This window comes from Accumulibacter sp. (assembly GCF_029255145.1).
Taxonomy (GTDB): Bacteria; Pseudomonadota; Gammaproteobacteria; order Burkholderiales; family Rhodocyclaceae; genus Accumulibacter.
The window spans coordinates 19,786-40,314 of sequence record NZ_JAPUVQ010000122.1; the positions used below are offsets into that span (position 1 = coordinate 19,786).

A 20,529-nucleotide genomic window follows, 5' to 3' on the forward strand; every position below is an offset into this window, starting at 1 on the left:
TCATGATGGATCTCATGGCGGCTGCACGTGCGACGGCCGGCCAGCTCGCCGGCGGGAATGTGACCTTCAGCGGCGTGTCGACCGACAGTCGGGCAATTTCCCCTGGCGAGCTGTTCGTCGCCCTGCGCGGCGAGCATTTCGACGGCCACCACTACCTCGCCGCGGCGATGGCGCGTGGCGCCGCTGCCGCGGTGGTGGCGGCAGACTGCGCCGATGGCCTGCTGGTCGCTGGTCTGCCCTTGCTTCGGGTTGCCGAGACCCGCCTGTCGCTGGGTGCGCTGGCGGCCGACTGGCGCAATCGCTTCGCGCTGCCGCTGCTGGCGGTGACCGGCAGCAATGGCAAGACCACCACCAAGGAGATGATCGCGAGCATCTTGAAGGTCGCTTTCGACGGCGCGGTGCTGGCCTCCCAAGGCAACTTCAACAACGACATCGGTCTGCCGCTCACCCTGCTCAAGCTGAACGCGACGCATCGCGCCGCGATCATCGAGATGGGGATGAATCATCCGGGCGAGATCGCCTATCTGGCCGGAATCGCTCGCCCCAGCGTCGCCGTGGTGACCAATGCCCAGCGGGCGCATCTGGAGGGGATGGGTTCGCTGGAGGCGATTGCCGCCGAAAAGGGCAGCATCTACAGCGGTCTCGACGAAAACGGCGTGGCTGTCTTCAACGCCGACGACCTCTGGGCAGACCTGTGGCGTGGCCAGTGTCGCGGCCTGCGGGTGAGCACTTTCGGTTTCGACAAGCCGGCCGATGTCACCGGCCGGTTCTATCTGCACGGTCTCGAGAGCCGGCTGACCGTGCGCGCTCCCGAAGGCGAGGTGGACATCGTCCTGGCCGTGCCGGGGCAGCACAATGCACGCAACGCCTTGGCCGCCGCCACCGCGTGCCTGGCGGCCGGTGTGCCTCTGGCCGCGATTCACGCTGGCCTGAGCGCTTTTCGTGGGCTCAAGGGGCGGTTGCAACGGCGGACCGCGTTGCAGCAGGCGGTGTTGCTCGACGACACCTACAATGCCAACCCGGACTCTGTGCGCGCGGGCATCGACGTACTTGCGGCGACGATCGGCAAGACCGTTCTGGTGCTCGGCGACATGGGTGAAATCGGTGACATGAGCGGCCAGTTTCACGACGAAATTGGCGGCTACGCCAAGAGCCAGGGTATCGATCGGCTGTTGACCCTGGGTGAGGCGAGTGCCCTCACCGCGCACAACTTCGGCAGCGGTGGCCAGCACTACAGCACCATCGACGCGCTGATCGAGGCCCTGGTCGCCGAACTGACGCCGGAGACGACGGTTCTGGTCAAGGGCTCCCGCTTCATGCGCATGGAACGGGTGGCCGACGCCGTCGCGCTGCCACCGGCTGCAGGAGGCGACTGATGCTGCTCCTGGTGACGCAGTGGCTGGCGCAGGACGTGCGCGCCTTCAACGTCTTTTCGTACATCACCTTGCGGACGGTGCTCGCCGTGATGACCGCCTTGATCATCTCATTCGTGGCTGGCCCGCCGCTGATCCGCTGGCTGGCCGCCAAGAAGATCGGCCAGGCGGTTCGCCAGGACGGCCCGCAGTCACACCTCGTCAAGTCCGGAACGCCGACCATGGGTGGCGCGCTGATCCTGATCGCGATCAGCGTCACCACGCTGCTGTGGGGCGACCTCAGCAACCGCTACGTGTGGGTGGTGCTGATCGTTACGATCGGCTTTGGCGGTATCGGCTGGTACGACGACTGGCAGAAAGTCGTCAACCGTGATCCGCGCGGGCTGGCCTCGCGCTGGAAGTACTTCTGGCAATCGGCGCTCGGTTTGCTGGTGGCGCTGTATCTGGCGCTGAGCGCCAGCGGCCCGGCGCAACTGCAGCTGATCGTGCCTTTCTTCAAGACCGTCTCGTACCCGCTGGGGATCGTCGGCTTCATCGTCCTGAGCTATCTGGTGGTCGTCGGTACCAGCAACGCCGTCAACCTCACCGATGGCCTCGATGGTCTGGCGATCATGCCGGCGGTGATGATCGCCGCCGCCCTGGCGATCTTCGCCTACGTTGCCGGCAACGCGGTCTATGCCCGCTATCTGTTCCTGCCCTACGTCCCGGGAGCCGGCGAACTGGCGATCTTCCTCGGCGCCATGGCTGGTGCCGGCCTTGGCTTTCTGTGGTTCAACGCCTATCCGGCCGAGGTCTTCATGGGCGACGTTGGCGCCCTGGCACTGGGCGCGGCGCTGGGAACGGTGGCGATCATCGTCCGCCAGGAAATCGTGCTGGCGATCATGGGCGGTGTCTTCGTCGCTGAAACGCTGTCGGTCGCCGCGCAGGTCGTCTACTACAAGGTCACCGGTGGCCGGCGGATCTTCCGCATGGCCCCCTTGCATCACCATTTTGAACTGGGCGGCTGGAAGGAGACGCAGGTCGTCGTCCGCTTCTGGATCATCACCATCATGCTGGTGCTGATCGGCTTGTCCAGCCTGAAGTTGCGCTGAGATGGAACTGAGCGGAAAGTTGATCCTCGTCATCGGCCTTGGCCAAAGCGGCCTGGCGATGGCCAGGTGGCTGGCCCGTCAGGGCGCGCGCGTGCGCGTTGCCGACAGCCGCAGCGCCCCGCCGCAGGCCGCTGCGCTGCGGGTCGCGGTTCCCGAAGCAGTGGTCTTTGCCGGCCCGTTCGCCGCGGAAGCCTTCGCCGGGGTCGAGTTGATGGCCATTTCTCCAGGCGTGCCAGTAGCCGAACCGCTGGTTCAGGAGGCGCGTGTGCGCGGCGTTCCGCTGGTTTCCGAGGTCGAATTGTTCGCCTGGGCGGTCCGCCGGTTGACCCCCGAGGCGCTGGTGATTGCGATCACCGGCAGCAACGGCAAGACCACCACCACTGCGCTTACCGGCGCCCTGTGCCGGGCGGCGGGCCGGCCTACGATGGTTGCCGGCAACATCGGCCCGGCCGCACTCGACGCCTTGATGGCAGCCATCGACAGCGGCCAGCTACCGGCGGTCTGGGTGCTGGAGCTGTCGAGTTTCCAGCTCGAAACGACCTCCTCGCTGGCTGCCGACGCGGCAACGGTGCTCAATGTCTGCGAGGATCATCTCGACCGCTATCGGGGCCTCGACGAATACGCCGAGGCCAAGGCGCGGATCTTCCAGGGTGAGGGCGTAATGGTCGTCAATCGCGACGACAGCCGCAGCCTGGCCGCCGCGCGCATGAACGGTCGGGTGATCAGCTTTGGTCTCAAGGCACCGGCGCGGGCAGGTGACTACGGAATCGCCGACGGCTGGCTGCTGCGCGGAGCCGAGCGGCTGATTGCACGCAGTGAGCTCAAGCTGGTCGGCGCCCACAACGCGGCCAACGCGCTCGCTGCGCTGGCCTTGTGCGAGGCGGTTGGCATCGACCCGCATACCGTCTTGCCGGCGCTGGCCGCCTTTGGCGGTCTGGCCCACCGCGTCGAATGGGTCGCCGAGATCAACGGCGTGCGCTACTTCGACGACTCCAAGGGAACCAATGTCGGCGCGACGCTGGCCGCTGTCGAGGGGTTGGGCTGCAAGGTGGCGATCATTCTTGGTGGTGATGGCAAGGGGCAGGACTTCTCGCCGCTGCGGCGGGCGATCGCCGGGCACGCGCGTGCGGTGGCGCTGATCGGCCGCGATGCGCCGCTGATCGCTGCGCTTCTCGCAGATTGCGGCGTGCCGCTGCGTACCTTTGGCGAGATGGCCGAAGCGGTCGGCTGGTGTGCGGCGCAGGCACAGCGCGGCGATGCGGTCCTGCTCTCGCCGGCCTGCGCGAGCCTCGACATGTACCGCGACTATGCGCATCGCGCCGCGGTATTCGTCGACGCCGTTCGCGGTCTCGAACGGGAGGCCGCCTGATGTTGCGAGCTCTCGACGCGCCGCGCCGGCTGCCTTCGGAGATCGATCTGGCGCTGCTCTGGAGCAGCCTGATCCTGCTCATGATCGGCATGGTGATGGTCTACTCGGCGTCGATGGCGACCGCCGAGGCGGCGCGCGGAACCGGCAATCAGCCGGCCTATTTCCTGGTTCGCCATGCGGTCTTCCTGATTATCGGGTTGCTCGCCGCGGCCGTCGCCTTTCAGGTCCCGTTGTCGACCTGGCAACAATGGTCGCCATGGCTGTTCGTCGGCGGCTTCCTGCTGCTGGCGCTGGTACTCGTTCCAGGAATTGGTCGCGAGGTCAACGGCGCGCAGCGCTGGCTGCCGCTGGGAATCGTCAATCTGCAGCCGTCTGAGTTGATGAAGCTGTTTGCCGTTCTATACGCCGCCGACTACACGGCGCGCAAGATGCCGCACATGCATGACCTGAAGAAGGCTTTTCTGCCGATGGCGGTGGCGATGGTCGCGGTCGGCATCCTGCTGCTCAAGGAACCGGACTTCGGGGCTTTCGTGGTGATCATTTCGGTGGCCTTCAGCATTCTCTTTCTCGGCGGCATGCGGGCACGCCTGTTCGTCGTCCTGATCGTCGTGCTGGTCGCCGCCTTCGCCGCGCTGATCATCCTGTCGCCTTACCGACGCGACCGCATTTTTGGTTTCATGGACCCCTGGGCCGACGCCTTCGGCCGCGGCTACCAGCTGTCGCACGCGCTGATCGCCTTCGGGCGCGGCGAACTGATGGGGGTCGGCCTTGGCGCCAGCGTCGAGAAACTGTTCTACCTGCCGGAGGCGCATACCGACTTCCTGCTTGCCGTGATCGCCGAGGAACTAGGCTTTGTCGGCGTCGTGGTGGTGATCTTCCTGTTTGGCCTGCTGGTCCAGCGGGCTTTCGCCATCGGTCGTCAGGCGGTGGCCCTCGACCGCCTGTACTCGGCGCTGGTGGCGCAGGGCCTGGGCGTCTGGCTGGGTGTGCAGAGCTTCATCAATATGGGAGTCAACACCGGCCTGCTGCCGACCAAGGGACTGACCCTGCCGCTGATGAGCTTCGGCGGTTCCGGGATCCTGGCCAATTGCGTGGCGGTGGCGGTTCTGCTCCGGATCGACTGGGAAAACCGCCAGCTGATGCGCGGGGCGAAAATATGAGCGCGACGATCGGCAAGACCCTGCTGGTAATGGCCGGTGGCACCGGCGGGCACGTCTTCCCTGGCCTGGCGGTCGCCGATCTGCTCCGGAGCCGCAACTGGAAGGTCGTCTGGATGGGCGCGCCCGACAGCATGGAAGCCCGGCTGGTCCCTGCGCGCGGTTACGAAATGGCCTGGGTCCGCTTTGCCGCGCTGCGCGGCAAGGGCCTGCTGCGCAAGCTGCTGCTTCCCTTCCACCTGTTGTCGGCGTGCTGGCAGGCGCGCCGGGAGCTGCGCCGGGTCAGGCCGGACGTGGTACTGGGCATGGGTGGCTATATCAGCTTTCCCGGCGGGATCATGGCGGCGCTCCTGCGTTACCCTCTCGTCATCCACGAACAGAATTCTGTGGCCGGCCTTGCCAACCGGGTGCTGGCCCGGCTGGCCGACCGCGTCGCCTGTGGTTTCCCCGATGTGCTGCCGAAGGGCGTCTGGGTAGGCAATCCCTTGCGTCCGGAGATGAGCCGCGTCGCGCCGCCGGCCGAGCGCCTCGCCGGGCGCCAGCCGCCGCTGCACCTGCTGGTTCTCGGCGGCAGCCTGGGAGCCGCGGCGCTCAACGAGATGGTCCCCAGGGGGCTGGCCCTGATTGACGCCGACCAGCGACCGCAGGTCGTCCATCAGGCTGGCGAGAAGCATCTCGCGCAACTGCGCGAGAACTACCAGGCGGCTGGCGTGCAGGCGCATTGCGCGGCGTTCATCGACGACATGGCGGGGGCCTACGAGTGGGCTGATCTGGTGCTCTGCCGAGCCGGCGCGCTGACCGTCGCCGAGCTCGCCGCGACCGGCGTGGCGAGCATCCTGGTCCCCTTCCCGCACGCGGTCGACGATCATCAGACCAGCAACGCGAAATTCCTGTCGTCGGCAGGTGGCGCGACGCTGCTGCCGCAAGCCGAGCTGACGCCGGAGTCGATCAGCCTGCTGCGCAACTTCTCGCGCAGCCGGTTGGCGGAAATGGCCGAGCGCGCCCGCGAGCTGGCCAAGCCGGAAGCGACCGCAGACGTGGCGCGGATGTGCGAGGAGCTGGTCGCGTGAAACATAAAGTCAAGAGCATTCACTTCGTCGGTATCGGCGGCGCGGGGATGAGCGGCATTGCCGAGGTGCTGGCCAACCTGGGCTTTTCGGTCAGCGGTTCCGACCTGGCGGAGAATGCGACGACCAGGCGCCTCGCCGAAATTGGCGTGCGCACGCTCCTCGGGCACGCGGCCGAAAACGTCAACGGGGCCGACGCGGTGGTCGTTTCTTCGGCGGTCAAGGCGGATAACCCCGAGGTGATCGCGGCGCGGCAGCGCAAGGTGCCGGTAGTGCCGCGGGCGCAGATGCTGGCCGAGTTGATGCGCCTCAAGCAGGGTATCGCGGTCGCCGGAACGCACGGCAAGACCACCACCACCAGCCTGGCGGCGTCGATTCTCGCCGAGGGCGGGATGGACCCGACCTTCGTCATCGGCGGCCTGCTCAACGCCGCCGGCGCCAACGCTCGCCTGGGCTCCGGCGAATTCCTGGTCGCCGAAGCCGACGAATCCGATGCCTCTTTCCTGTTTCTATCGCCGGTGATCTCGGTGGTCACCAACATCGATGCCGATCACATGGAAACCTACGGCCACGATTTCAACCGCCTCAAACAGGCTTTCGTCGATTTCCTGCAGCGCCTGCCGTTCTACGGGGTGGCGGTGCTCTGCATCGACGACGCCAACGTTCGTGAAATCATCCCGCAGGTCAGCAAGCAGATCGTCACTTACGGGTTCGACCCTTCGGCCAATGTCTATGCCGACAATGTCAGCGCGGCCGCGGGCCAGATGCGCTTTGACTGCGTGCGCGTCAACGGCAGCGTCAGCCGCCTGCCGGTGATCCTCAATCTGCCCGGCCGGCACAATGTCCTGAACGCCCTGGCGGCGATTGCCGTAGCCAGCGAGCTGGGGGTTGCCGACGCGGCGATCGTCAAGGCGCTGACCGACTTCAAGGGGGTCGGTCGTCGCTTCCAGCGCTACGCCGACGTCAAGCTGGCCAACGGCGGCCGCTTCAGTCTGGTCGACGACTACGGCCATCATCCGGTAGAGATGGGGGCGACCATCGCCGCCGCCCGTGGCGCCTTCCCCGGTCGTCGCCTGCTGCTGGCTTTTCAGCCGCACCGCTATACCCGTACGCGCGACTGTTTCGAGGATTTCGTCAAGGTGCTGAGCGCTGTTGACGCCTTGGTGCTGGGTGAAGTTTATGCCGCGGGCGAGCAAGCCATCGTCGCCGCCGATGGTCGCGCACTGGCCCGCGCCTTGCGCGTCGCCGGCAAGGTCGAGCCGGTTTTCGTCGAGCACATCGGCGACCTGCCGCAAGCGATACGGGACGTCGCGCGCGATGGCGACGTGGTGATCACCATGGGTGCCGGTTCAATCGGCACGGTCCCCGGCAAACTGGTGGCTGGCTAGCATGAGTACCGTCAACGTCAGCGATTTCGGCAGGGTCGCCGTCCTTTTCGGCGGCCGTTCGGCCGAACGCGAGGTCTCGTTGAACAGCGGCTCCAGGGTCCTGGCGGCCTTGCGTGGTCGAGGCGTCGATGCGCATGCCTTCGACCCGGCGTCGCGCAAGCTCGAGGAACTGGCGGAATTCGATCGGGCTTTCATCGCGCTGCACGGCCGTTACGGCGAAGACGGGACGATCCAGGGCGTCCTGGAACTGATGGGCATTCCGTATACGGGTAGCGGCGTGCTGGCGTCGGCGGTGGGGATGGACAAGTGGCGCAGCAAGATGCTCTGGCACGCCGCCGGCGTGCCGGTACCGCAATACACGCTGCTCACCCCGGACAGCGATTTTGGTCGTGTCGAAGCCGAGCTGGGGCTGCCGTTGTTTGTCAAGCCCGCGTGCGAAGGGTCGTCGATCGGCATCAGCAAGGTATCCCGAGCCGGTGAGCTGGCTGCTGCGCATGCCGCCGCCGCAAAACATGATTCGCTGGTGATAGCCGAACGCGCCATTCTTGGCGGAGAATACACGGTTGCCATTCTCGGTGACCGGGCCCTGCCGATTGTCAAGATCGAGCCGACCACCGAGTTCTACGATTACGACGCCAAGTACCTGCGTGACGATACCGTCTACCGATGCCCATGCGGCCTGCCCGAGAGCCGTGAACGCGACCTGCGCGAGCAGGCTTTCGAGGCGTTTCGCATTCTCGGCGGCCGTGGCTGGGGTAGGGTCGATTTTCTGATGGATCGGACGCCGCCCGACGGGACCGCCCCGGCCTATTTTCTCGAGGTGAATACCTCGCCCGGGATGACCGACCACTCGCTGGTGCCGATGGCGGCGCGGGCAGCGGGCATTCCCTACGACGAACTGGTCGTTCGCGTCCTCGCACTTGCTGCCCTGGGATGAGCGATGTGGCACAAACCGCACCTATTGACGGCGCTTTCCGACCTGCTGTTTCTGGCAGCAGGTGCGGCGCTGCTGGCTGCTGCGGTGATCTGGAGTGCACCGCGCCTGAACGCCTTTCCGCTGCGCGAAGTCCGGGTGAAACACGAGTTGCGGGAGGTGCAGCGCGTCGATCTGGAGCAATCGCTGGCAGAGCTGCTGCGCGGCAGCTTCTTCACCGTCAATCTGGAAACCCTGCGTTTGTCGCTCGAGCAGCTGCCCTGGGTACGGCGCGCGGAGATCTGGCGGGAGTGGCCTGCACGGATCGAAATCCGCATCGAGGAACAGCAGGCGGTAGCCCATTGGGGCGATGGAACCGGCGAACTGGTCAATACTTTTGGCGAGGTCTTTGCCGCCTCGCTGTCCGGCGAGCAGCAACTGCCACGCTTCACCGGGCCGGCAGGTTCGGCTGCCGAAGTGCTGCGTCGTCACGACGAGTTTGCGCGGCTATTGAAACCGGTCGGGCAGCCGCTGGCACGGGTGGCGCTGTCGCCGCGTTTGGCGTGGGCAATCGAACTGGAGGACGGGATGTTCGTTGAACTAGGGCGCGAGCAGGCCAAGGCGCCGATCCGCATTCGCCTGCAACGTTTTGTAGACTACTACCCGACGCTGTCGGAGACCCGCCATGGGCGGCCGCTGGCGGTGGACATGCGGTATCCCAACGGCTTCGCACTGCGTTTTGCGGCGAGTGTGGGTCAAGAACGCAAAGGAAAGAAATGAGCAGGGACAGCAAGGATCTGATCGTCGGACTCGACATCGGCACGTCGAAGATCGTGGCGTTGGTCGCCGAACTCACTCCCGAGGGTCGGGTGAACGTGATTGGAATGGGTTCGCAGGAGTCCCGAGGCCTGAAGAAGGGCGTGGTGGTCAATATCGAAGAGACCGTGGCCACCATTTCGCGCGTGCTGCAGGAAGTGGAACTGATGGCCGACTGCAAGGTTCGGGACGTCTATACCGGTATTGCCGGCAGCCACATCAGGAGCTTCAACTCGAACGGCATGGTCGCCATCAAGGACCGGGAAGTCACCACGATGGACGTCGAACGGGTGATCGAGACGGCGCGTGCGATGCCGATCCCTGCCGATCAGGAAATCCTGCACATCCTGACGCAGGAGTTCATCATCGACGATCAGGACGGGATCCGTGAGCCGATCGGGATGAGCGGCTTTCGCCTCGAGGTCAAGGTGCACATCGTGACCGGTGCGGTCTCCGCGGCCCAGAACATCGTCAAGTGCGTGCGTCGCTGCGGCCTGGAGGTCAACGATCTGGTGCTGCAGCCGCTCGCCTCGAGCTGCGCCGTGCTCTCCGAGGACGAAAAGGATCTCGGCATCTGCCTGATCGACATTGGCGGTGGTACCACCGATCTGGCGGTGTGGACGCAAGGAGCGATCCGGCACACCTCGGTCATCCCGATCGCCGGCGACCAGGTGACCAACGACATCGCCATGGCTCTGCGTACGCCGACGCGCGAGGCCGAAGACATCAAGCGCCGCTACGGTTGCGCCCTGGCCGACTTGGCCGACCCGGAAGACACCATCGACGTGGTCGGCGTCGACGACCGTCCGTCGCGCAAGCTGTCACGGCGCGCCCTGGCCGACGTCATCCAGCCGCGCGTCGAGGAACTCTTCGAGCTGATCCAGGCCGAGCTTCGGCGTTCCGGTTTCGAGGATGTTCTGTCGTCGGGAATCGTCCTGACCGGCGGCGCGTCGGTAATGCCGGGAATGATCGAACTCGGAGAGGAGATATTCCACATGCCGGTCCGCCTGGGGATCCCGAAGTATCAGGGGGCTCTCGCCGATGTCGTGCAGAGCCCCCGCTTCGCCACTGCTTGCGGCCTGTTGCTTGAAGCGCAGACGCAACGGAAGCGCGGCTTGAAAGTGCGTGAAACACGAGACGTTAAACAGGTGTTCGGGCGCATGAGATCCTGGTTTGGCAAGAACTTCTGATCCCATGCTGGGTGGCAATCATCAATTTTTCAGTAGTTGGCAGGCTTTTTGCAGAGGAGACGACAATGTTTGAAATCATCGACAGGGAAGACAGGGGCGGCGAGCGGGATACCGTGATCAAGGTGATCGGAATCGGCGGAGCCGGTGGCAACGCCGTCGACCACATGATCCGCGAAGGCGTCAATGGCGTCGACTTCATCACCGCCAATACCGATTCGCAGGCGCTCGGCCGCAGCGTTGCCGTCGACCGGCTGCAACTCGGGAAATCCGGCCTGGGTGCTGGCGCCAAGCCGGAAGCCGGACGCAGCGCGGCGATGGAGGCTCGCGACGCGATCGCCGAAGCGCTGACCGGCGCGCACATGGTGTTCATTACCGCAGGCATGGGCGGCGGTACCGGCACTGGCGCCGCGCCGATCGTGGCCGAGGTGGCGCGCGAGTTGGGGGTGCTGACCGTCGCCGTGGTCACCAAACCGTTCGGCTTCGAGGGCAAGCGCCTGAAAATTGCCGAGGCGGGGATTGCCGAACTCCAGAAGCACGTCGATTCGCTGATCGTCATCCTCAATGACCGGCTGATGGACGTCCTGGGCGATGACGTGTCGATGGACGACGCCTTCAAGGCCGCCGACAACGTCCTGCGCAATGCGGTGGGCGGGATTGCCGAAATCATCAACTTCCCCGGCCTGGTCAACGTCGACTTCGAAGACGTGCGCACGGTAATGGGCGAGATGGGAATGGCGATGATGGGTTCGGCCAACGCCGCTGGCGTCGACCGCGCGCGGATCGCCGCCGAGCGGGCTGTCGCCTCGCCGCTGCTCGAGGGTGTCAACCTGTCCGGTGCCAAGGGCGTGCTGGTTAACATCACGGCCACGCGGTCGCTGAAGATGAAGGAAGTGAACGAGGTCATGAACACCGTCCGCGCTTTCGCCGCCGACGACGCGCACATCATTTTCGGCGCGGTCTACGACGAAAGTATCGGCGACGACATCCGCGTCACGGTGGTCGCCACCGGCCTGGGCCATACGCAGGCCAAGCGGCAGAGCTTCGAAGTGATCAACAGTTCGCTCACCCAGGCAACGGGTACCGATGGCCGTTTCGCCAATGGCCAGGGCATCGACTACTCCAGCCTCGACCAGACGCCGGCCGTGTTCCGCAAGGGCCGCAGCGCGACCGTCGAGGCGTTGGCCAACAGCGGCGTCGATCGCTGGGATATTCCGGCGTTTCTCAGGAAGCAGGCCGACTGAGCCTGTCTGCGGGTGCCTCCTCTGCGGGATGGGCGGGTTCCGGGACAGCGCAGGCTGTGCTAGGATCCGCCGGTTCCACTGTTTGTCGAAAACATGTTAAAGCAAAGAACACTGAAGTCCGTGATCCGCGCCGCTGGCGTTGGCCTCCATTCCGGCGTCAAGGTCAATATCTGCCTGCGCCCGGCCGCGCCGGCAACCGGAATTGTCTTTCGACGCATCGATCTTGACCCGGTGGTCGATCTGCCCGCGTCGGCGCTGCTGATCGGCGACACGCGAATGTGCTCGTGCCTGGAGCGTGACGGCGTCAAGGTGGGAACCGTTGAACACCTGATGTCGGCGTTTGCCGGCCTCGGGATCGACAATGCCTTTGTCGATCTGGATGCCGCCGAACTGCCAATCCTCGACGGTTCGGCGTCGCCGTTTGTCTTCCTGATCCAGTCAGCGGGGATCGAGGAGCAGGCGGTGGCGAAGAAGTTCATCCGTGTGAAGCGACCCATCGAGGTTCGCGAGACCGACCAGGCTGGCGACAAATGGGCCCGTTTCGAGCCTTACGACGGCTATCGACTCTCATTCTCGATCGGTTTCAACCATCCGGCAATCGACCGCACGGGGCAGTCGGTAAGCATCGATTTTGCTGAAAACTCCTACGTCCGCGAAGTCGCGCGGGCGCGCACCTTCGGCTTCATGCAGGAGGTGGAATGGCTGCGCGAGCACGGTCTCGCCCAGGGTGGCGGGTTGGAGAACGCGGTAGTGCTCGACGAGTACCGGGTGTTGAATGCGGAGGGCCTGCGTTACAGCGACGAGTTCGTCAAGCACAAGGTGCTCGACGCCATCGGTGACCTCTATTTGCTCGGCCACCCGCTGCTGGCATCATTCTCCGCCCACAAGTCCGGACACGCCATGAACAACGCGCTGGCCCGCGAACTGCTGGCCTGCCCGGACGCCTGGGAATACGTCAGCTTCGACGACCGCGAGCTGGCTCCGCAGTCGCTTTCCCGCTGGCTGGCCTTGCCGGCGGTCTGACCCGATGTGGTTGATGCGCCTGCTGGCGGTGCTGACGGTGATTACCGTTGCCGCAGGCGTGGTGATCTTCCTGTTTACCAGGGACCCGCGCTACCTGCATTTCTCCTGGCGCGTGTTTCGCTATTCGCTGATCGTGGCGCTGCTGGTCTTCGCCTTGCTCATCATCGAGCGGGTGGCGGTCATTCCTGTCTAGCGGCGTGCGCCAGCAGTCTGTCAAGCGCTCCGCGCAAGGGCGAGTTCGGCAGTGAATCGCGCAAGGCGGTCAGATCCTGGCCGGTGCGGACGCTCAACGGCTTCTGTGCTGGCACCCGGACCGGTTGACGCTGGACGCGGGCCTGCACTTTGACCTGAACGCCCCGGCACTCGATTCCCCGCCTCAGCAACTCGTCGACCAGCGTCGGTGCCATCTGGCGCAGTTTGGTCGCGACCGCGCCATTAGTGGCGTGAATAAGGACGATCCCCGACTTGTAGTTGGCCAAGCTACTCGCCTGGCCGAGATGTGGCGGCGCGATCTGTTGGTAGACGCCGGCAAGCTCGCCGAGCAGCCTGGCGTGCGCCAGAACCTTGCCGGCGCCATCGGCTGCTTCGAGATAGTTCTGGAGTGAGACGACCATCGGGGGCTTCAGCGGGAGGCAAGCGTGCATCTTATTCTCGCCGCCGGTCGCCTGGCAACTGGCGGCCAAGTCGCGGAGCATCACCCCGCGTTCGAGGTCGCTTGGGGGTGGGCTCCGCGCTGGCCCTGATCTGGTACTGGCGGCGGCTTGACGCAGCCGCTTGCCGAGCGGCGCTCGTAGACCACGAAATCGAATGGCAAGGTACGGTCAGCGGCGCCCCGTGGCAGCGAATTGCCGGCGCGGCGAGAAACTTCCCGCCACTCGTCGCTAGCAAATTCGGGGAAAAAACGGTCTCCCGGGCAGTCATCATCGACTTCGGTCAGGTACAACCGTGTCGCCAGCGGCAGGGCCTGCCGATAGAGTTCCGCGCCACCGATGACAAAGATCTCGCTCGCATCACCGGCCAAGCCGATCGCCTCGTCGATCGAGCAGGCCAGCACGGCGCCGTTCAGCGGGTAGGCGGGGTCATGGCTGACGACGATATTGTGCCTCCCCGGCAAGGGTCGAAAGGCCCCCGGCAGCGACTCCCAGGTCTTTCTGCCCATGATCACGGTCTTGTCGCGGGTCGTTTCACGAAAGTGCTTCATGTCCTCCGGCAGGCGCCAGAGCAAGTGCTGATCCTTGCCAATGGCACGGTTTCTGGCCACCGCGGCGATCAGCGAGATGATCGCCGCCGGTTGCCGCTGGCCGCAGGGTGTCGTCGCGCGGGTCATTGATCTAGACCGCAATCGGTGCGGCAATGTGCGGATGTGGATCGTAGCCTTCGAGGCTGAAGTCCGGAAAGCGGAAAGCGAACAGGTCATCGACTGCCGGATTCAAGCGCATGCTCGGCAGGGGACGAACCTCTCGGGTCAATTGCAGACGCGCCTGGTCGAAATGATTGCGGTAGAGATGCGCGTCACCGAGGGTGTGCACGAAGTCCCCCGGCTGGTAGCCGCAGACCTGTGCCAGCATCAGCGTGAGCAAGGCGTACGAGGCGATATTGAACGGTACGCCAAGGAAGATGTCCGCGCTGCGCTGGTATAGCTGGCAGGACAGTTTCGGACGCCGATCCGCATCGGCAGGCCCGGCTTCGGCAACGTAGAACTGGAAGATGGCGTGGCATGGCGGCAGCGCCATCCGCTCGACGTCGGCCGGATTCCAGGCGGTCACCAGGTGCCGGCGCGAATCAGGGTTGTTCTTCAGGCCGTCAACGAGTTGCGCGATCTGGTCTATTTCGCGCCCATCCGAGGTTTGCCAGTGGCGCCACTGATGGCCATAGACCGGGCCCAGATCGCCGTTCGCGTCGGCCCATTCGTCCCAGATGCGGACGCCGTTCTGCCGCAGGTAGCGGATGTTGGTGTCGCCCTGCAGGAACCACAGCAACTCGTGGATGATCGATCGCAAGTGCAGCTTCTTGGTGGTCAACAGGGGAAATCCGCTGCCAAGGTCGAAACGCATCTGCCAGCCGAACACCGAACAGGTACCCGTTCCGGTGCGGTCTGCTTTGGCGTTGCCGCGTTCGAGGACGTGGCGCATCAGGTGGAGATACTGCTGCATGGTTCCTGCCGGTCGATCTGTCAGGCCGAATTGTAGAGGAGTCGAGTGTGATGTGGAAACAAGCGCCAAGACGGCGCAAGACGCAGCGGCGGCGCGCGCAACTTCCGATCGCTGCCAAGCACTCTTCGCGCGGAATTTACTGCCGTCGTAGTTTACAATTCGCCGTCTGTTCCCGGCGGTTCCTGACAAGGTCTTGCTTCCCATGCGCCTCAATTTCTTTGCGCAACGCCCTGATCATCTCCTGGCTGACGCCAAGGAGTTGAAGCGGGTACTCGCCGACCTGCACGTCGATAAGGCAGCAAAGGCCGTGGACGAGCTGCGAAGCTGGTTCGAATCGCTCAAGCACGCCGAGCACTTCCGCCTTGACCACTATTTCGACGTGCTTCGCCAACTTGACGATGCCGCGCAGGAACATCTGCGGCCCCTGCTGCGAACCTACCTGCAGTCGCCAAGCCTGTCCAAGGTCGAAGACGAACGCCAGTGGGCGAGGGTCTACGGCTATTGGGGCGACATCGCCGAGCTCTACACCGAATGCGTCGAACGCGCGCGACTCGATCCGAAGGACAAGGGCAGCGAAGCGTTCAAAGTGTCGGTTCCGCTGGCGCAGCTTCGTTCTCAGGCCGCCCGCTGCACGCAACTCAAGTGGTTGGCGTATCGCTACGCGGCGACTCCGGAAGACCTCTGGAAGTCCCTGGGTGCAACCTTTCTCGCCGCCGAGACCGCTGCCAACGCGCACAAGCCGCTGCCCGTCTATCCGACCCAGCGAGGATTGAGCAGCGTTGCGCAGCAGTACCTGCATGCGGTGGTCTTTTCGACCTCGTCGATGGACAGCTTGATGCCCTTGCAGATCGAGTTGGCAGACCGGCTGATCGCCCACTTTCTGTCAAACTTTGTCCTCTCGCCGGACTGCCGCCCGGACAGTGTGTACTGGGTCGACGCCGCCAGTGGCTCGGCGCCCTTCCGCCTGGCGCGTCATCCCGGCACCAGCAGACCCGGTCTGCGCTTCTTCTCGCCAGGGAAGGTACCGCAGGCCCTGGACGATCTAATCCACGTCGTCGAACGTGGCGAGCTGCCGCCGGACCTCAATCTTGGCGGCGAGCACACGCAGCGGGTATTGCTGCCCGTGCTGCGCCACTTGCGCGTCTACTGGGCGATGCATCCGCCGCAGCGGCGCCATCGGCGGCACGCGGTCAAGACCAGAATGCTGGTGCTGCGTGGCTTCGACGAAAGCTATACCGTCTTCGCGGGCGTCCATCCGTCTGCGGCGAGCACTCCGAAGGTCGAAAGCTGGGTGGTCGAAAACGTCAGCCTCGGTGGCTTCCGCGCCTACCTGGACGACGCGCCAGAGCTTCAGGTGAAGCTTGGCGCCCTGCTCTGCGCGCAGCCGGACGGTAGCGGAAACTGGCTGCTGGGAGTGGCCAGGCGCTTCAACCGGATCGGCGGCCGGCGTGCCAGCCTGGGCGTCCAAGTGCTTTCCAGGCAGGCGCAGAGCATCGAATTGCGACCACGCCGAAGCGGCTTTTCGGCGGCTATCGCCATTCCGGGCATCTGGCTGCGTGACGGTGGCGAGGCTGGCGTGGAGCGTATCCTGTTGCCGCTTGGCGCTTTCAACGTGCGCGAATCGGTCGAGTTCAGCCACGACGATCGACGGTATTCATTGACTCCGGTCGAGTTGGAGGAAACCGGTGCCGACTACGAGATTGGCCGCTTCCATGGACAGGCGCCGGCGTGAGGCGCTGGCGTCAGGCTGCCGATCCTGGCCGGCGCGCAGACTTGGGTCTGAAGGCCTTCACGATCTCGTCGGCGGTTTCGACGTAGGGGCCGGCCAACAGGTCGATGCAGTAGGGGACGGCGGCGAAGATGCCGTTGACCAGCACCGTGCCGTCCGCCGCCTTCACTCCCTCCAGCGTTTCCCCGATCGACTTGGGTTGTCCTGGCAGATTGAGGATCAGGGCCCGGCCACGGATCACTCCGAGCTGGCGCGAGAGGATGGCGGTGGGGACGAAGTTGAGGCTGATCCGTCGCATCTCCTCGCCAAAGCCGGGCATCAGCTTGTCGGCGACGGCCAGGGTGGCTTCCGGGGTGACGTCGCGGGCGGCCGGGCCGGTGCCGCCGGTGGTCAGCACCAGATTGCAGCCGAGCTCGTCGACCAGCTCGATCAGGGCTCTTTCAATCGATGGCTGGTCGTCGGCGATCAGACGCGTCACCGTTCGCCACGGGCTGCGCAGCGCGCGGCCAAACCAGTCCTCCAAGGCCGGAATCCCCTGATCCTGGTAGACCCCCTGCGAGGCACGGTCGCTGATCGACACCAGACCGATCAGCAGCTCCTGATCAGCGCCGAGCGTGCTCATCGTCATCGGCCGTGGGGTTTGCCGAGAAATCGAGTTCCTTGAGCAGCTGGAAGATCGCGCGATAGCTGCGCGGCGCTTTTCCCTGCGTCTGCTCGAGCAGGGCTGCGCGGCGTAGCGAGCGCAGATGCTGCAGGTCGACCGACGGGCAGGCTTCGGCAATTCCATACAGCGTCCCTTCGTCGGCCAGCAGCTCGCTACGCAGTCGCTCGAGGCGGTGCAGGTTCGCCGTCTCCTCGACCGAGTCACCGCGCAGGATTGCCAGCGAGCGGCGAATCGGTTCCGGGTCCACGTCGCGCATCAGGCGACCGACAAATTGCAGCTGTCGCCGCCGCGCCTCGTCGTGCCGGCTCATCCGCTGCGCCTCAGCGACCGCTTCGCGCAGTTCCTCCGGAAGCTCGATTTTCTTCAGGCGATCCGCCGGCAGCTCCACCAGTTCCTGGCCGAGTTCCTGCAGAGCCTCCATGGCGCGCTTGCGCTGCGTCTTCGATGGCGGGGCTGGTTCTTCCTCGGGGGTGTTCATGGTCTGCGCACTTGTCTCTCGCCGTGGGTGCCGGGAAGCTTCGGGTGGTGAAAAGCCGGAACTGATCACCTCCGGCGAACTGCTATGATAGCGACTTTTGCTCTTGGCCACCGTCCCATGTCCCGTCCAGCCGCCTCCGGCGCCAGCGAATCGCGCTTCAGCCACCGTGCCGATACCCTGCAGCAACTGGCGCGGGACGTCCTCGCGCGCGCCGAACAGAACGGTGCCAGTGCCTGCGAGGTCGACGTCTCGGACGGTTTCGGTCAGTCGGTGACCGTTCGCCGCGGTGCGGTCGAAACCATCGAGTACAACCGCGACAAGGCGATCGCGGTGGCCGTCTACCTCGGCCAGCGGAAGGGTCAGGCCAGCACCTCCGATTTCTCGCCGACCGCTCTGCGCGAGACCGTGGACGCTGCGCTGAACATCGCCCGCTTTACTGCCGCCGATCCCTGTGCCGGACTGCCCGATGCCGAGTTGCTGGCGATCGGCAGCGCCGACCTGCCGGACCTCGATCTCTACCACCCCTGGTTGCTTTCCGTCGAAGGCGCGGTCGACCTCGCCCGGCGCTGCGAACAGGCGGCCTTCGCGGTCAGCCCGCAGTTGAACAACTCGGAAGGCGCCACCGTCTCGACCCAGGAAGGGCAGTTCGTTTCGGCCAACAGCCTGGGTTTCATCGGCGGCTACCCGACCTCGCGGCATTACCTGTCGTGCTCGATGATTGCCGGTACCAACGAGAACATGCAGCGCGACGACTGGTATTCGACCGCCCGCGATCCGCTGGCGATCGGCTCGGCCGAGTCGATCGGCGAGCGCGCCGCCCGGCGCGCGCTATCGCGGCTCGGTGCGCGCAAGATCAAGACCTGCAAGGTGCCGGTGTTGTTCGAGGCGCCCCTGGCGGCGTCATTGATCGGGCACTTTGTGCACGCCGCAAGCGGTGGCAGCCTTTACCGCAAGACCTCTTTCCTGGTCGATAGTCTCGGCAAGCGGGTGTTCTCCAGGAAAGTGCAGATCAGTGAGCGGCCGCACCTCGCAGGTGGCCTGGCGAGCGGTTACTTCGACAGCGACGGCGTTGCCACCCGTGACCGCGAGGTGGTCGTCGACGGCAGGCTGCAGGGCTACTTCCTGAGCACCTACAGCGGGCGCAAGCTGGGCATGCCGACCACCGGTAACGCGGGTGGCTGTCACAATCTTGTCGTTCGTCCCGGGAAGCGCGATTTCGGCGGCCTGCTCAAGAAAATGGGCCGTGGTCTGCTGGTCACCGAGTTGCTCGGGCACGGCGTCAACTACGTCACCGGCGACTATTCGCGTGGCGCTGCCGGCTTCTGGATCGAGGATGGCGGGATCGCCCACCCGGTCGAAGAGATTACCATTGCCGGCAATCTTCGCGATATGTTCAGGAACGTCGCGGCGGTCGGCAACGATGTCCTGGTCCGCGGCTCGAAGCAGGTCGGTTCGCTGCTGATCGAGCAAATGAAAGTCGCGGGCCGGTAGGGCTGCCGGACGCTGGATGTGCTCCGGCGTATCGTTTCACCCCTCACGCCGTAGCGGCAAATGCTTGTTCCAAGCCGGATTCCTTTCGCTATAATCGCCGGGCAACAACTTTAAAAGAACCCTATAGGAAACAAGTTGTGGAAAGACGTTCATTTCTGAAGAATGCGGGTGTCGGCCTGGCGGCCGGCACCGTTGCCATGCCCGCGATTGCCCAGAGCGCGCCGACCATCAAGTGGCGTCTCGCTTCCAGCTTCCCGAAGAGCCTCGACACCATCTACGGTGGGGCTGAGGTGATGGCCAACCGGGTTGCCGAGGCGACTGGCGGCAAGTTCCAGATCCAGGTCTTCGCCGGCGGCGAAATCGTCCCCGGGCCGGCGGTGTTCGATGCCGTCAAAGACAACACGGTGGAGATGGCGCACACCGCGTCGTACTATTTCTTCGGCAAGGATCCGACCTACGCCTTTGACTGTGCGATCCCCTTCGGAATGAACAACCGCCAGCTCGATGCCTGGATGCGTTACGGCAACGGTACCAAGCTGATGGGCGAGCTGTACGGCAAGTCGAACATCGTCCCCATCCCCTGCGGCAATACCGGCACCCAGATGGGTGGCTGGTTCCGCAAGGAAATCAAGACGGTTGCCGATATCAAGGGTCTGAAGATCCGCATCGGCGGCTTCGCTGGCGAGGTTCTCACCAAGCTCGGGGCGGTGCCGCAGCAGATTCCGGGCGGCGACATCTACCCGTCACTGGAGAAGGGCACCATCGACGCCGCCGAGTGGGTTGGCCCCTACGACGACCAGAAGCTCGGCTTCAACAAGGTCGCCAAGTACTACTACTACCCCGGCTGGTGGGAGGGTGGCCCGCAGCTGTCGGTCTATGTCAATAGTGCCAAGTACGCCGAGTTGCCGAAGGAGTACAAGGCGATTCTGCACATGGCCTGCGCTGACGCGCACGTGGACATGATGGCCAAGTACGACGCCAAGAACCCGATTGCTCTCAAGCAGCTGGTCGGTTCTGGGACGCAGTTGCGGCAGTTCCCGAAGGCGATCATGGACGCGTCGTACAAGGCGGCAATGGAAGTCTATGCCGAGACCTCGGCCAAGAATCCGGGTTTCAAGAAGGTCTATGACGACTACTCGAAGTTCATGGCCGACGAGGTGCTGTGGTTCCGCATTGCCGAAGGCGCCTACTCGAACTACCTGGCGACGGTCAAATAGCCATCGTTTGAGCCGTGGGGCCGTTCGGCGGCTCCAGCGCCAAACATGAAGAAACGGAGGCCAAGGCCTCCGTTTCTTGTCGACGGGCTCGCAGGCGTCCTGCTGCCGGAGCTGGTACCGATGGCTCTCGCGCCCGACGGAGGCCGAAGGTGCTGTCCGGCCTCCGTCG

20 protein-coding genes are annotated in these 20,529 nt (G+C 64.8%); 15 read left to right on the plus strand and 5 right to left on the minus strand.

Annotation, left to right across the window (positions count from 1 at the left end; genetic code table 11):
• Positions 1-2 precede the first annotated feature (2 nt).
• The 12 genes from murF to Q1L50_RS14260 all read left to right on the plus strand — a co-directional run bounded on the left by murF (position 3) and on the right by Q1L50_RS14260 (position 12,821).
• Entirely contained in the window at positions 3-1,376 is a 1,374-nt protein-coding gene (gene murF / locus Q1L50_RS14205) for a UDP-N-acetylmuramoyl-tripeptide--D-alanyl-D-alanine ligase (RefSeq protein ID WP_300339835.1), read from the plus strand.
• A complete protein-coding gene (gene mraY, locus Q1L50_RS14210; RefSeq protein WP_300339837.1) occupies positions 1,376-2,464 on the plus strand; it encodes a phospho-N-acetylmuramoyl-pentapeptide-transferase in 1,089 nt (362 codons plus the stop codon). Before murF ends, mraY begins: the two co-directional genes overlap by 1 nt.
• Position 2,465: 1 nt before the next feature.
• Positions 2,466-3,833, plus strand: coding sequence for a UDP-N-acetylmuramoyl-L-alanine--D-glutamate ligase (gene murD, locus Q1L50_RS14215; RefSeq protein ID WP_300339839.1), 1,368 nt, complete (start codon positions 2,466-2,468; stop codon positions 3,831-3,833).
• Positions 3,833-4,993: a putative lipid II flippase FtsW gene (gene ftsW / locus Q1L50_RS14220; RefSeq protein ID WP_300339841.1), complete on the plus strand. Its 1,161-nt coding sequence runs from the start codon at positions 3,833-3,835 to the stop codon at positions 4,991-4,993. Before murD ends, ftsW begins: the two co-directional genes overlap by 1 nt.
• Positions 4,990-6,060: an undecaprenyldiphospho-muramoylpentapeptide beta-N-acetylglucosaminyltransferase gene (murG, locus tag Q1L50_RS14225; protein ID WP_300339843.1), complete on the plus strand. Its 1,071-nt coding sequence runs from the start codon at positions 4,990-4,992 to the stop codon at positions 6,058-6,060. The genes ftsW and murG overlap by 4 nt, the downstream gene beginning before the upstream one ends.
• Positions 6,057-7,445 (plus strand): UDP-N-acetylmuramate--L-alanine ligase, encoded by a 1,389-nt coding sequence (gene murC, locus Q1L50_RS14230; RefSeq protein WP_300339845.1) that lies wholly within the window; start codon positions 6,057-6,059, stop codon positions 7,443-7,445. Before murG ends, murC begins: the two co-directional genes overlap by 4 nt.
• A gap of 1 nt (position 7,446) precedes the next feature.
• Positions 7,447-8,382, plus strand: coding sequence for a D-alanine--D-alanine ligase (locus Q1L50_RS14235; RefSeq protein ID WP_300339846.1), 936 nt, complete (start codon positions 7,447-7,449; stop codon positions 8,380-8,382).
• Between the two features lie 3 nt (positions 8,383-8,385).
• Entirely contained in the window at positions 8,386-9,138 is a 753-nt protein-coding gene (locus Q1L50_RS14240; protein ID WP_300339848.1) for a cell division protein FtsQ/DivIB, read from the plus strand.
• The gene (gene ftsA / locus Q1L50_RS14245; protein WP_300339849.1) at positions 9,135-10,364 is read left to right on the plus strand and encodes a cell division protein FtsA; all 1,230 of its coding nucleotides are present in this window, start codon (positions 9,135-9,137) and stop codon (positions 10,362-10,364) included. The genes Q1L50_RS14240 and ftsA overlap by 4 nt, the downstream gene beginning before the upstream one ends.
• A 65-nt stretch (positions 10,365-10,429) precedes the next feature.
• Positions 10,430-11,605, plus strand: a complete 1,176-nt coding sequence (gene ftsZ, locus Q1L50_RS14250) for a cell division protein FtsZ (RefSeq protein ID WP_300339851.1) — start codon at positions 10,430-10,432, stop codon at positions 11,603-11,605.
• A gap of 93 nt (positions 11,606-11,698) precedes the next feature.
• Positions 11,699-12,628, plus strand: coding sequence for a UDP-3-O-acyl-N-acetylglucosamine deacetylase (gene lpxC / locus Q1L50_RS14255; protein WP_300339853.1), 930 nt, complete (start codon positions 11,699-11,701; stop codon positions 12,626-12,628).
• A 4-nt stretch (positions 12,629-12,632) separates the two neighbouring features.
• Positions 12,633-12,821, plus strand: coding sequence for a hypothetical protein (locus Q1L50_RS14260; protein WP_300339855.1), 189 nt, complete (start codon positions 12,633-12,635; stop codon positions 12,819-12,821).
• Here the strand turns inward: Q1L50_RS14260 and Q1L50_RS14265 are convergent.
• From Q1L50_RS14265 to Q1L50_RS14275, 3 genes are all read right to left on the minus strand, one after another.
• Entirely contained in the window at positions 12,808-13,242 is a 435-nt protein-coding gene (locus Q1L50_RS14265) for a DciA family protein (RefSeq protein ID WP_300339857.1), read from the minus strand. The genes Q1L50_RS14260 and Q1L50_RS14265 overlap by 14 nt on opposite strands.
• 80 nt (positions 13,243-13,322) lie before the next feature.
• Positions 13,323-13,955, minus strand: coding sequence for a dihydrofolate reductase (locus Q1L50_RS14270; RefSeq protein WP_300339859.1), 633 nt, complete (start codon positions 13,953-13,955; stop codon positions 13,323-13,325).
• Between the two features lie 4 nt (positions 13,956-13,959).
• Positions 13,960-14,781: a thymidylate synthase gene (locus Q1L50_RS14275; RefSeq protein ID WP_300339861.1), complete on the minus strand. Its 822-nt coding sequence runs from the start codon at positions 14,779-14,781 to the stop codon at positions 13,960-13,962.
• Positions 14,782-14,983: 202 nt separating this feature from the next.
• Between Q1L50_RS14275 and Q1L50_RS14280 the strand changes: the two genes are divergently transcribed.
• A complete protein-coding gene (locus tag Q1L50_RS14280) occupies positions 14,984-16,513 on the plus strand; it encodes a hypothetical protein (RefSeq protein WP_300339863.1) in 1,530 nt (509 codons plus the stop codon).
• Positions 16,514-16,523: 10 nt separating this feature from the next.
• Here the strand turns inward: Q1L50_RS14280 and mog are convergent, their stop codons facing one another.
• Positions 16,524-17,132: a molybdopterin adenylyltransferase gene (gene mog, locus Q1L50_RS14285; protein WP_300339864.1), complete on the minus strand. Its 609-nt coding sequence runs from the start codon at positions 17,130-17,132 to the stop codon at positions 16,524-16,526.
• Positions 17,113-17,652 (minus strand): ribosome biogenesis factor YjgA, encoded by a 540-nt coding sequence (gene yjgA, locus Q1L50_RS14290; RefSeq protein ID WP_300339865.1) that lies wholly within the window; start codon positions 17,650-17,652, stop codon positions 17,113-17,115. Before yjgA ends, mog begins: the two co-directional genes overlap by 20 nt.
• A gap of 117 nt (positions 17,653-17,769) precedes the next feature.
• On the opposite strand from yjgA, the gene pmbA reads away from it, so the two are divergent.
• Entirely contained in the window at positions 17,770-19,143 is a 1,374-nt protein-coding gene (gene pmbA / locus Q1L50_RS14295) for a metalloprotease PmbA (RefSeq protein WP_300339867.1), read from the plus strand.
• Positions 19,144-19,280: 137 nt separating this feature from the next.
• A complete protein-coding gene (locus Q1L50_RS14300) occupies positions 19,281-20,360 on the plus strand; it encodes a TRAP transporter substrate-binding protein (protein WP_300339869.1) in 1,080 nt (359 codons plus the stop codon).
• Positions 20,361-20,529 lie beyond the last annotated feature (169 nt).